8 protein-coding genes are annotated in these 12,654 nt (G+C 41.1%); 6 read left to right on the forward strand and 2 right to left on the reverse strand.

The window, feature by feature from the left end; all coding sequences use genetic code 11:
• Nucleotides 1–157 precede the first annotated feature (157 nt).
• The 6 genes from NG22_RS06220 (at nt 158) to NG22_RS06245 (ending at nt 10,483) form a co-directional block, all read left to right on the forward strand.
• Nucleotides 158–2,032 carry an LTA synthase family protein gene (locus NG22_RS06220; protein WP_157600887.1) on the forward strand — a complete coding sequence of 625 codons (1,875 nt, stop codon included), beginning with the start codon at nt 158–160 and terminating at the stop codon, nt 2,030–2,032.
• 738 nt (nt 2,033–2,770) lie between these two features.
• Entirely contained in the window at nt 2,771–4,768 is a 1,998-nt protein-coding gene (locus NG22_RS06225) for a transglutaminase domain-containing protein (protein WP_053404931.1), read from the forward strand.
• Between the two features lie 77 nt (nt 4,769–4,845).
• Nucleotides 4,846–5,382 carry a DUF3857 domain-containing protein gene (locus NG22_RS06230; protein ID WP_053404932.1) on the forward strand — a complete coding sequence of 179 codons (537 nt, stop codon included), beginning with the start codon at nt 4,846–4,848 and terminating at the stop codon, nt 5,380–5,382.
• Nucleotides 5,383–5,471: 89 nt separating this feature from the next.
• Nucleotides 5,472–6,677, forward strand: a complete 1,206-nt coding sequence (locus NG22_RS06235) for a transglutaminase family protein (RefSeq protein WP_157600888.1) — start codon at nt 5,472–5,474, stop codon at nt 6,675–6,677.
• A 4-nt stretch (nt 6,678–6,681) separates the two neighbouring features.
• Nucleotides 6,682–8,586, forward strand: a complete 1,905-nt coding sequence (locus NG22_RS06240; RefSeq protein ID WP_053404934.1) for a DUF3857 domain-containing protein — start codon at nt 6,682–6,684, stop codon at nt 8,584–8,586.
• Between the two features lie 10 nt (nt 8,587–8,596).
• The gene (locus tag NG22_RS06245; RefSeq protein WP_053404935.1) at nt 8,597–10,483 is read left to right on the forward strand and encodes a DUF3857 domain-containing protein; all 1,887 of its coding nucleotides are present in this window, start codon (nt 8,597–8,599) and stop codon (nt 10,481–10,483) included.
• 501 nt (nt 10,484–10,984) lie between these two features.
• Here the strand turns inward: NG22_RS06245 and NG22_RS06250 are convergent.
• Both NG22_RS06250 and NG22_RS06255 read right to left on the reverse strand, forming a co-directional pair.
• Nucleotides 10,985–11,248: a hypothetical protein gene (locus tag NG22_RS06250; RefSeq protein ID WP_053404936.1), complete on the reverse strand. Its 264-nt coding sequence runs from the start codon at nt 11,246–11,248 to the stop codon at nt 10,985–10,987.
• Between the two features lie 12 nt (nt 11,249–11,260).
• Entirely contained in the window at nt 11,261–12,181 is a 921-nt protein-coding gene (locus NG22_RS06255) for a BamA/TamA family outer membrane protein (RefSeq protein WP_053404937.1), read from the reverse strand.
• Nucleotides 12,182–12,654 lie beyond the last annotated feature (473 nt).

The following is a 12,654-nucleotide window of genomic DNA, read 5'->3' on the forward strand; positions in this document are numbered from 1 at the left end:
AACCAGCCAAAGCACAGAAAAATGGGCGGGGGTCCAATATTTCCCGAAAACCATTGGATTATTTTTAGCTTATTAATAGAGGATCCAACATTAACCAAAAAGAAATGTCATTGCTCTATTATAAAAAATACCAACTTTGGATCAGCTGCGTAAAAATTTGTTTCAATCAAATATAGTATTTACCCTACAACTATTCCTTTTTTGGGTGTTGTTTTTCGGCCTTTGCCGTTCGATTTTCATACTTCATAATTGGGATGCTTTTGAAACCGTTCCCAATGATGAAATTTTCAAATCCTTTTGGAAGGCCCTCCCCCTGGATGCTTCAGCTTCCGGCTACTTGATCATTATCCCGACGGTTTTAGGCCTTTTCATGAACCTCTTCGATGGCGAGGGCACCATCAAAAAGTTTTTATTGTTCTATCATTTATTCCTTATTGGCCTGATCAGCCTGATGTGCAGTGCGGAGCTTTCCCTCTTCGATGAATGGCAAAGCCGACTCAGTTATCGGGTATTGGATTATCTGGCCAATCCCGGGCTCATTATTGACTCTCTGAGTTCGGGTATTATCATTACCACCAGCCTCTACTTTTGCCTGCTCTATTTCAGTGGAAGATGGATATTCCACCAATTAATCAAGCGAAAAGCCCGGATCTCAAAGATCACCTGGCCATGGGCCTTGAGTTCTTTTCTGGTGGCAGGCTTTATTATTGCCTCTGCCATGCGTGGGGGACTGCTACGGGCCATTCCCATTTCGCAATCGGATGTGTACTTTAGCCAAAACGCCATTGTCAATACCGCCACGATCAATGGCCCCTGGGGATTTTTCCAAAGCATCGAAAATAATGCGCAGACTTCTTCCAGGAATCGATTTTCTCATTATTTGAAACCGGAAGAAGCCAATGAAATTTTTCATTCACTCGTCGACATCCCCAAAGACACCACGATATACCTTTTTCAACAGGACAGACCCAATATCGTATTTTTCTTATTGGAAAGCTTTACTTCTGACCTGATTGAACCCCTGGGAGGATTTCCGGAAGTAAGCCCGAACCTGAATGAAATTATTAAGGAGAGTTATACCTTTTCCAACTGCATCACCTCGGCCTCCCGAACGGATCAGGGCATCTCTGCCACTCAGTCCGGCTATCCGGCGCAACCGATGACCTCTATTATCGGGCAGCTTTCCAAGCATAAAAACCTTCCCTCCATTACGCAGGAACTTAAAAAGGAAAACTATTTTTCGGCCTTTTATTACGGAGGACAACTCTCTTATGTCAATATTAAAGCCTGGCTGTATACCTCGGGTTGGGACCATATCGTAGATCAGGCCAACCTGAAGGAGTATCCTAATAAAGGTGGGCTGGGATATCATGAAGAGGTGTATTTCCAAAAATTCCTGGAAGATGTGGATCAATACCCAAAAGACCAACCCTTTTACACGGTGCTGTTATCAATCAGCACGCATCAGCCCTATGATCAAAAAAGCTTGCGCAACTTTCAATACGGAAAAGACCGGAACCAAATTTTGGATGCCGCGCATTATACCGACCATCAAATCGGGAAATTATTGGAGGCTGCGCGAGAAAAAGACTGGTACGACAATACGATTTTTGTTTTTCTGGCCGATCACTCCGGTATTACCCCCCGGCACTGGCCATTGGACTCCTATCAGCACCGGCTGATTCCCTGGATCTTTTATGGGGAACCATTGAAAAGAGAATTCCGCGGAAAAATGAATGAACAGTTAGTTTCGCAGGTTGATGTCACCCAGACCTTATTAAAACAACTAAAAATAGATTCCGACCGATACCCCTTTAGCAAAAATGTGATGAATCCCTATAGCCCGAAATACGCCTACTTTTCCTCTCAGGAGCATATCGGCTGGGCATGCCCGGAGGATTACCTCGTCTATGACTTCAGGACTAACCGGATTACTTATCAAAAAACCACTCAGGACAGTATCGCTTCGCGCAGTCAAAAGTATCTGAAAAGCTATATTATTAAACTAAAAGACGATTACCTGAATCGTTAAGAGAATGAAGCAATTAAGTTAACCCGAATTATTCAGGCTTAAAACCTCATTGAGCTGCAAGGCGGGAAAATGAAGGAATTTTTCATATTGCCCGCTTTTTTCAAGGAAGCAGATGAATGAGGAGAAGGCAAGCCTGCCTTAACCCGGATTATACATGCTTCAATCCTCTTTTAGCTGCAAGGCGGGAAAAATGAAGGAATAGTCTCCTATTTCGAGTTTTTTCCAACGAAGCAGATGAAGGAGGAGAAAGCAAGCTTGCCCAAATTTGGGCTATAAAAAAATCAGCAGAAACAATCCTATTGAGTTGATTTTAAATTAGTTAAGGCGGGTTACTTAATTTAGCGGTGAATAATTCGGGTTAATTTGGCAATTAATAATCAAAGAAAAACAACCCATTAAACTGAAAATAGCACCTTTTAGCGGTATCGGTCAATTTGTCGGTAAATACATTTAGGCTGATTTTTACAAAAAAGGTCGCAATAAATTGGAATAAACCGCCCCCGATTGTTAAAGCGAAATCCCCAATCGCTTTCAAATATTTGAATTTGTACGAATGCTGCGGTTTCTACAACGCTCTTGAAAAAAATGATACTGTTTATCCACCACCTCCAATCTCAGGAAAAAACTTATCAAGAATGAATATAAAATAGCAATATCAAAAAGGCCGTATTTGCTATATTTTATATAATCTAAAATAATTATTATTTTTAGCGATATTTTACCGAAAATAGCTCCAACATGAAGTATTTTTTCTTTCTTTTATCCCTATTTTTAATATCTACCATCGGCTATTCTGCTGAGAAAGAACTTCCCAAATTTAAAATGGGAAAAGTCTCTGCAGCCTTATTTACCAAAACCTTTGAAGGTGTCGATAATGAAGATGATGCGCTTATCATCTACGACGAGGGAAATGAAATCATTAGCTATACCAAAGATCTGGGTTGGATGCGCTCCTTCAAGCACCACAAAATTATCAGAATTCAAAAAGAAGCCGGCACCCAATATGCCAATATTGAACTGGATATCTACGATCTATCAGGAGGTAGAAAAGATTTGATTAATATCAAAGGATATACCTACAATTTGGAAGGTGGAAAAGTTTCCAGAATAAAATTAAGCAACGATAATATATTAAGAGAAAAAGTAACCGATACTCACTTTAAAAGAAAGATAATGTTCCCCAATGTGAAGGAAGGAAGCATTATTGAATTAGAATATACCCTAAGGACAGACCGTGCTTATGACCTTGAAACCTGGCGTTTTCAGTCTAACATCCCAACGGTTTGGAGTAAACACACGACCACTATTCCAGAATATTTTAAATTCAGCACCCCTACTCAAGGATTTCATGCCCCATTTCATGCTGATAGTAGAACTGCCTCCGGATCCATATCTTTCGGCACCGATAGCCAACCCCTTAACTATGTCAATGACATCCATGAATATGTCTATCACAATCTACCCGCTCTGAAGCCACAAAAGTTCTCCACGGCTTTGGTCGATTTTTACCAGCAAATTCGCTTTAATCTTAATTATTACAGAAGCCCGGGCGATAATTCCATTCAGAACTTCCTAAACTCCTGGGAAAAGATATCGGATGAATTGGAAAAAAACGCTCATTTTGGAGGTTATTATTTAGCCAAAAAAGGCACCTATAAAGCCATTTTGGAATCCATTGCCCCGCAATCTGAACATTCCTTGGAACAGGTGGTCGCCATTTACGAGTACGTTAAAAACAATTATCAATGGAATAGCAAAAACCGTCTGACGACCAAAGTGAATCATCCCAAAAAATTCATCGAAAGTCAAACCGGTAATGCAGCGGAAATGAATTTATTCCTGGCGGGACTCCTGCACCATGCGGGTTATACGGTAAAGCCGGTATTGGTTAGTACCAGAGACCATGGTCGCCCGAATTTTGCCGTTCCAATCATCGAAGATTATAATTATCCGCTCGTCTTACTTTCGTTCAATAACCAACGCTTGTTCCTCGATGCTACTTCCAAACTCCAGCCATTGGGGCAGGTGCCTTTCCGTTGTTTATCTGATCGGGGACAGCTTTTAGCAGAAAAACATAGCCAGGTGATCGATATCCCCACTGGCCACGGCTGGACCAGCGCCAAACAATTATCCATTAAGCCACAGGAAGACGGAAGTATCCATTATGAAGGAAAAATAATTTCCAAAGGCTACTCCGCCCTTCGCAAAAGAAGTAACCATCTGGGAAAAGAAAATGATGAAATTTTGGAAGCCTATACCAGTAGTCTGCCCGATTTCGAAGTGGAATCAGTGGAGGGTATAGACCTGGAGCATATTTACAAACCTTATACAGAAAATATTAGCCTGCGATATGATGAAGGAGCCGGAGCATTGGGCGAACAAATCTACATCCCCCTTCCTTTCAAGGAAGAGGACAATGATTTTCTGGAAGAAAACAGGGTTATTCCGCTGAATTTTGGCTGTACCATGAAGGATAAATATATGTACCAGATTCATATTCCGGAGGGATATAAACTGGAAAATAAACTGGAACCTGTCCGAGTGAGCTTTCCGGATAAGAAGACCTATTTTCATTTCACTCCTTCTGTTACCAACAACGTTATTACGCTTATTTATGAAGTAAAAACGGGTCATAGCCAATATGAGCCTGACCAGTTCGGATTCTTCAAAACTTTGTATGACGAAGCCCTGCGGGTTTTTGGAGAAGAAATAATCCTTACTAAAACTGCCCTCTAATCATGATCGGTAAAAAAATATTCCTGAGCAGCATGCTAATTACATGCTGCTTTTCTTCCTTTGGGCAAATCAAAAAAATGCCTTATAGTGCTTGGTTCCGGCAACCGGTAGTAGAAAATACCAATGCCAGGATTCATTACGACTCTACTCATATACAGATTAACTCCTCTAAAAGCATGCGGGAGTACCAGAAAATAGTGCTGACGATCTATAACAAAAAGGCGGAAAAATTAGCCATGCATTACGCCTATTATAACCGAAACTCGGAGATCACCACTTTTAATGCCCGTATTCTGGATGACAGAGGCAAGACGGTACTCAAACTAAAAAAGGCGGACATCATTGACGTCAGCGCTTCCGGTAATAATGATGTAACCGACAGCCGACTGCAATACGCAGAAATGAATCGGGCAAAATACCCCATGCATCTGGAGCTGGAGTATGAGAAAGTATATAAAAAAGGATTTTATAGTATCCCTCCCTGGACGCCACAGGAGGCATTAAAAGTTCAGGTGGATCAATCCATTTATGTGGTAAACTATCCCAAGACTATGCCTTTGATACCTTTGAACAATTGCTTGAGGGCAACGAATTTTCGAAAGTCAAACAAATAGAAGCCATCAGGTGGTCGGCGGTAAATCTGCCACCCAAAAAAGAATGGGAGTCGCACTTTCCGGCAAGTAACCAAATCCCTGTTCTGCAATTGATCCCTGAAAGTTTTGAATACGAAAAATGGAAAGGATCCAACAGTTCCTGGGCTATGTTGGGAAATTGGTATGCGGAGTTGAATCAGGGCCGGGAGGAAATCCCGGAAAAGCTTCAGGCTATAGTAGACCAACTGGTAGCAGGTAAATCGGAAAAAGAAAAAATCCAGGCCATTTATGAATGGGTGCAGGACAATACCCGCTATATCTCTATTCAGGTGGGGATTGGTGGAAATCAAAGCCAAACCGCTGCCAAAACTTTCGATACCGGCTACGGAGACTGTAAAGCGCTTACCACCCTGACGATGGGCATGCTGAAACATGCAGGCATTAAATCACATCCTGCCCTGGTGTATGGGGGAAGGCAAAATACCATTTTTGAAATTGATCCGGTAATGGACCAGTTCAATCATGTGATTTTGGGCGTTCCACATCCACAAGACACCACCTGGATTGAATGCACCAGCTCAAGCTTGCCCGCTGGCTATTTGGGAACTTTTACCGGCAACCGGTATGCCTTATGGATAGATGGAGCACAGAGCAAACTGGTCAAAACCCAAAACTTTAAAGCGGAGGAGAATCTGGAGGAACATAAAGCGACCATAAGCATTGATAAGCATCTCAAAGGAACCGTCAGCCTCCACAGCAGCTACCGGGGCCAAAATTATGATTATCTGGAACACCTCAGTCAAAAGAAAGAAAGTGAACTTAAGGATTACTATTATAAACGATTACCCCTAAAATCTTTCCAAATCAATGATTTGAAAATCGAAAACCGAAAGGAAAGCTGCGCTTTTGAAGAACAATTAGACCTTAGCGTTCCGCAGGTTGTGAAAAAAGCCGGGAATCGCCTTTTACTCAGTCCGGGAATATTGTCCGCTGGAGGAAAAAAAATCATCGACAAAGAACGCCTATTCCCTATGATGTTCTTTAACGGCTTTTCCAGCGAGCAGGAAATCATATGGGAAATCCCGGTGGAATATTCCGCCCAAAAACTACCGGAAGAAATTCATTTGGAAAGTGAGTTCGGCTGGTATAAATGCGTCATCACCTGCCGGGACCAACAACTCATTTTCCATAGAACCTATCATTTGAAAGCAGGGCAATACGCACCTGAACTTTATTCGGAATATGTAAAATTCAGAAATCAGATTCGCAAATATGACAATCAAAAGATCAGCTTGATCCAGACGCTTAATCATTAACGGTTTGCAAAAATTTCATTTATTTTTAAAGCTATTTTTCGGAAGCATTTTCCTTATTTTTTCGCATCCTTCCTGCCCGCAGTCGCAGTCAAAGGATGCGGAAAGTTATATCGATGAAAAATCTGAAGCACTTGAATTATTAATGGATTGTGTGGTCAGCTGGGAAAATGGCATACACTACCGACACCATTATAAAAGAAAAATCCTCCGGGATAATTATGGGGAGGCGGCAGACATCAAAATCAAATATTTTGCCTTTAAATCCCTGGAGTCCATCCGGGACCTGAAAGCGGTGATCTACACGCCTAAAGGAGACGGCACTTTTCAAAAAAAGGAACTTGCCCCTGAAAATATAATTGAGGTAAATCTGGACAATAAGTACCGACAAGTCAACCTATTATTTCCAAAGGTGCAAAAAGGCGCCATTTTGGAGTGGAAATATACGATTTCCTCTTACTCCTTTTTGGGAATTGGCCCCTGGCACTTTTCCTCCGTCTACCCGATTAAAAAATCTTCCTTCGCCGTAAATATCTACAGCATTCCCTGGCACATTATGCTCAGGGGGAAGGAATTAATCGAAAAATATCAAGGTGATGAGGGCCGCCTGCTTTATCGCTGGGAAATGGAAAACATTAAAGCTCAAAATCAAAATATTCCTTTCTTAGATAATGTTCAAAATTATTCCAATTCCGTGACCTTACACCAAGGAAGGCTCAAGGCTGTGTCCCGGAAAAAAAAAGGGAATTCCAATCATTTTACCAATAGCCCAATAGACACACTTTGGCTCCCACAACAGCTCAATACCATCGTCACCGACATCTTTATGGCTGGGGAAAGTCCTAAGTATAAAAACGAATCCCATGCCTATAAAAAATATTTCGAAACTCATTTCCCGGATTCCATCGCAGGGGATGCCTTAAAAATCATCGACTGGTATAAAAATGAATTCAAATGGAATAATTCATATTCTTATTCGGCCAGCCAACCGCTAAGGTCATTTTTAAAAAAGAAAAGCGGTAATGATACAGAGATGGCCTTAGGCCTATATGGCTTTTTAAAATCACAGGGTTTTGAATCCGAAATGATCCTCTCCGCCCCTACCCAACACATTAAAATACAACCGGAATACCCTTTCTTGCCGAACTTTTCGGCCATGTTCCTCCGGCTCAAACTTAATGAAGAGTGGATTTATATCGATCCTTGCCAACCGCATTTACCCCCAGGCTTTATTAACCCGAATTATCTGGAAAATGCCGCCATTTGCTGTTCGGAAACTCCATGGATCATCGAAAGCCTCTCGGATAAAGGCCGAAGCCAGGAGTTATGGAATATCGTTCTTGACCTGAAAGCGGCTCAGCCTAAATACCAGATAAAATTAAGAGCTAATGGGCATAAGATGCAAAAAATCATCCCTCAGCCTAAGCATTATATTGCCCGCCACCTCAACATACAGCCGGAAAACATTGAACAATTCTCCATAGTAAAAAATGAGAAAGGGATTCAGATCGAATGTTACGCAGCTTATGATTCGGAAGGGGAATCCACCTTAGCCGTACTCCCTTTTAAATCCTTTACAAAAAATCCATTTGCCTCTGACAAGGAGAGAATTTATCCGATAGATTTGGGCTATCCCGCAAGTGAAAAAATAATATTCAATGTATTATTTCCAAAAACGATAGCCCCCCTCTCGTCACCTGATGAACAAAAGTACCTATTACCCAATAAAATGGGCGGCTTCACCTTAAAGAGTGCCTATACGGGAAACGCATTAACAACCATTAGTCATTTTTATAACAATCAACGCTTTTTACCGGCTGAATTTTTTCCCATCCTTCGTCAATTAACAGAAGATCTCATGGCTTTGCAGGAGCAGGTCGTCCTACTGAAAAATAATCCCAATAAACAATAAGACATCCGTTATGAAACGCCTTTTTTTATACTTCAACATTTTTTGCTTACTATTTACGGCCAGCCCTTCCTGGGCCAAAGCCCCAAAATTTGGCAAGCTCAGCAAGGAAGAACATAACTTAATTAGGGTAGATTTTGAACCCGAAGCCGATGCCGTGGAACTGTTTCAAAACTGTAAAGTTACCTTTGGCCCTGCCGTCTTCCATAAAAAACATTTCCGAAGAAAATTACTCACTGATCAGGTGGAGGAATCAGGAAAAGTGGAAATCATTTTCTATCATCATCAGGATATGGAAAGTATTCATAGCTTAAATGCCGTGGTGCACATTCCGCAGCCTGATGGAAGTTACACCAAAATCAAGTTAAGTAAGGAACAAATGCCCACTGCGGAAATTTCCGAACTTAGAAGTAAAGTTTCCCTGATCTTCCCTCAATTACAAAAAGGTGCAATCATTGAGTGGGAATACACTTTGGCCTCCAAGCGGTTCTTTTTCATCGGTCCGTGGAATTATTTATCGCGCTACCCCATTTTAAAATCCACCTTTTCCTTTTTATCGCCTTCTTACCTGAAATATCAAATGGTCATGAAAGGCGATGAAATGACAGAAAAATACGCCAATAAAAACACCAATACCTGGACTTTAGAAAATATCAAAGGATATGATCCCAATGCTCGATTTGTAGACAATCCTTTCAACTATGCCAATAAGCTTTCCCTTCAATTAAAGGAATATCCTGCCAGTGGAGCAATGGGAGGAACTGAAATGAAATCTTATGTGCATGACATTCAGGACCTGGCCAATGAACTTCGGAAAAGCGGGAACAATTATAGATTTTTACGCAAAGTGACTTCCCTGGCGGAAAGCATGCCTGTGAACGTCAATGACTATGAGGGCATCGAAAAGGCAAAGTTCATCTTAAGGGAAGTACAAAATAAATATCAGTGGAATGGCATGTACAGTTCCTCCGCCAGGAGAACGCCGGCACAATTAGCCAAAGAGAAGAAAGGTAATTCTGCGGAAATCAATCTGGTGTTGTATTCCATTTTAAAGTCCTACGGACTGGACGCCCAATTAATTGCCACCTCGCCAACCCAACATGGCTTTATTACGAAAGTAGGCGCATTCCGGGATCAATTCAGCACCTTTATTGTGGGCATCCCAGCGGAACACGGATGGCATTTTATGGATGCTACCCAGCCCTCTTTACCCATGGGCTATATCAATCCTGATTGCTGGAATAATCAGGCGTTGGTATGTGAAAGTAAAGCGAGCTGGATAGAAAACCTGGAACCCAAATCCCCAAGTAAATCCCTTTGGAGTTTGTACTTAAACCTCAACGAAGAAAATCCTCATTATCAGGTGACCCTTAGTCTAATTGGCAATTGCATCGATAACATCGCTGGAGGAGTATCGGAATATATTGCCCGAAAATTCCACATTAATCAGGAGGAAATTGCGGATTTAAAGGTAGAACATCAATTTAAGCAAACTAAAATCACCTGCAGCCTTCCCTACCAGTCAGAAGCCGCGGATTTACTCCCTTTGATCCCGATCAAAACGATGGATGAAAATCCCTTTCAATCGGATAAAGAGCGAAATTTACCGCTCGATTTGAACTATGCTTATTCCGAACAAATCATCCTAAATTATGTACTTCCCACGGACCTAAAGGCCGCTAATCCTCCGGAAAATATCCGCATCGCACTCCCTAATAAAGCCGGGAGTCTTACCCTGCTCACCCAGATCAATCAAAACTCGGTGGCGATAAGTTCCAAATATGTACAACAATACCGGTTCCTGAATGCCAACTACTACCCTTATCTCCGAAATATGGCGGAAGAAGTCATCAACCGACAATCCGCCTATCTGACCATTGAGAAAAATCAGGCCAATTAACAATAATCCGTTTCGAAAAATCGGATTTCCATTAAGCCGAAAAATTCATGCTTTAATCCTCGTTTAACTGCAAGTCGGGAAAAATGAAGGAATAGTTTCCTATTTCGAATTTTTTCCAACGAAACAGATGAAGGAGGAGAAAGCAAGCTTGCCCAAATTTGGGCTATAAAAAAATCAGGAAAAATGAGCCAATTGAGTTGATAATAATTCAGTTAAGGTGAATTACTTAATTTAGCGATGAATAATTCGGGATAATAATCTAAAAATAGCCTACTTAGGTTTGGTTGTTGAATTTAGCGGTGAATAATTCGGGTTAAGCCGGATGGTACGGTTTTAAACACGCCCTCAATCAACCGCAAAATTTTAAAGCATACTATAGCCTATTTTTTAAATCAACAGGCAAAAATCACCCGCTGAGAAAAAGGTGTTATAAAAGATGCAACCTGAAGAAATCCTTGGAGAGCTCCTCTCGAAAGTCAGCATTTGTGGCTGCTACCTTATTTAAAAGGATTCCGTGATACCAAAATAAAATACCGAGCCCGTTTTGCCATAGGCATAATCAAATTTTAGATTCAACCGCTCATATGGGAGCAATCTATACCGAACTCCCGCCGCAACAGCAGGCAACCACTCTGCATCCTTAAAATCCTTCGACATACCGGAAGAATGCTTGCTACTTCCAAAAACTTTACCTGTAGATACAGCGGCGACAAATCCCAACTTACTATTCAGCCAGAGAGTTTCCTTCCTGTATTCCACCTCCATATTCACCAGGTTTCAGTCATTATATCGTCCTGTTTCATATCCTCGTTGAGCGATGCCTCCGGCACGCCCATAAGAAGACCAAAAAGAGCGGGAAGCATCTGCAGAAATAAACCTACCGAATGCATGCACAGCCAACACATTACTCACATTATCCCCTAAGGTGAAAAATTGACGGTAATCGGCCAGAAAAATATTTTGCTTGTCTGAGCCAAGCATTTGATCCATGCTCACCTTTACAATCATTCCGGAATATGGATAATTGACATTATCCCGCGTATCATAGCTCAATGCATAACGCAGGCCGTGCATATGTTCAAATTCATCTCCAAAATGATTTTTATCGAGCAATTCTTGTGAAGCGGAGTCCCGTCCTTCTACCAGGCGGCCATTATATTGATAACCCAGCCCCAAATAGACTCTGGAAAAGATTTTCCGTTCTACCATGAAATTCCCGATCGCTATATTGGTCGTTACTTTGGCTAATCCCATGGGGGCTTCCTCCTGCCCCGGAGCAGTGGATAAATACATTTCCGTATTAAAAGCGCCATAAAACCCAAATGCGGTTAATCGCCACAGATCTTCTTTCAAATAAATCTTATTAAAAACTCCCGCCATCCAGCTGTTGTTGGTGGTGTAATTCGCCATAGCGCCAGAGGTAGAAGGCGGAGATTTTAAATCCCCTTTAGAGGGATAATAATTAATGAGATTAATCAATGAAATACCCCATTTTGAAGCGGGGTCGTAGGAGGGTAAAGGCACAAGATTGTATTTAACCCCTTTACGTTCCTTTTTGTCATCAAAAATCTGACGACCGTGCTCATCTTTTTTCACCTCTTCCTTATCTTGCCCTATCGGTAATTGAGCAAAAGCGCCTAATGTGGAAAAAGTTAAAATTAAAAATGAAAATAGTACTTTTTTTATTTTATTTAACATGACATAATTTTTCAAAAAGCTAATCTGCCTAAAGACCAGCCATTGAGCTCATCAAAAAATCATCCAAATTTCATCACTTTATTGAATTTCATTAAAATATAATTCAATGCTCTCTTTTTTCGAATAAAGAGGGTTTTAGGCTCATGTCGAATAGATCAAACCCAAACGACACCTCTACTCCAAACAGAATTAATCCATAATCCTGCTTATTCAAAAAAGGGTGGAAGAATAAAATTACCCTAAGCCCGATCCAATTAGCATAAAAAATTGATTTTGCACTACAGCCCGATACTTTCATAGAATAACCAAAAGAAAATACTAAAAAAATGAGGGAAAATATTCAAATCAGCGATCACAAAACCCCACAACCGACTGGCCTACAATTGGATACAAAACCCCATTAACTTCTCCAGCAAATTCCCCCATAATGACAAGAGAAAATCTAACCGTCTACAACTTGCATAATTCTCACA

The sequence above is a fragment of the Persicobacter sp. CCB-QB2 genome (genome assembly GCF_001274635.1).
Classification (GTDB): Bacteria; Bacteroidota; Bacteroidia; order Cytophagales; family Cyclobacteriaceae; genus Persicobacter; species Persicobacter diffluens.

Excerpts from the sequence above, each read along its gene's own strand:
- NG22_RS06230 (WP_053404932.1), top strand. The coding sequence starts at position 4,846 with ATGCCTTATAGTGCTTGGTTCCGGCAACCGGTAGTAGAAAATACCAAT.
- NG22_RS06245 (WP_053404935.1), top strand. The coding sequence starts at position 8,597 with ATGAAACGCCTTTTTTTATACTTCAACATTTTTTGCTTACTATTTACG.
- NG22_RS06225 (WP_053404931.1), top strand. The coding sequence starts at position 2,771 with ATGAAGTATTTTTTCTTTCTTTTATCCCTATTTTTAATATCTACCATC.
- NG22_RS06250 (WP_053404936.1), bottom strand. The coding sequence starts at position 11,248 with ATGGAGGTGGAATACAGGAAGGAAACTCTCTGGCTGAATAGTAAGTTG.
- NG22_RS06255 (WP_053404937.1), bottom strand. The coding sequence starts at position 12,181 with ATGTTAAATAAAATAAAAAAAGTACTATTTTCATTTTTAATTTTAACT.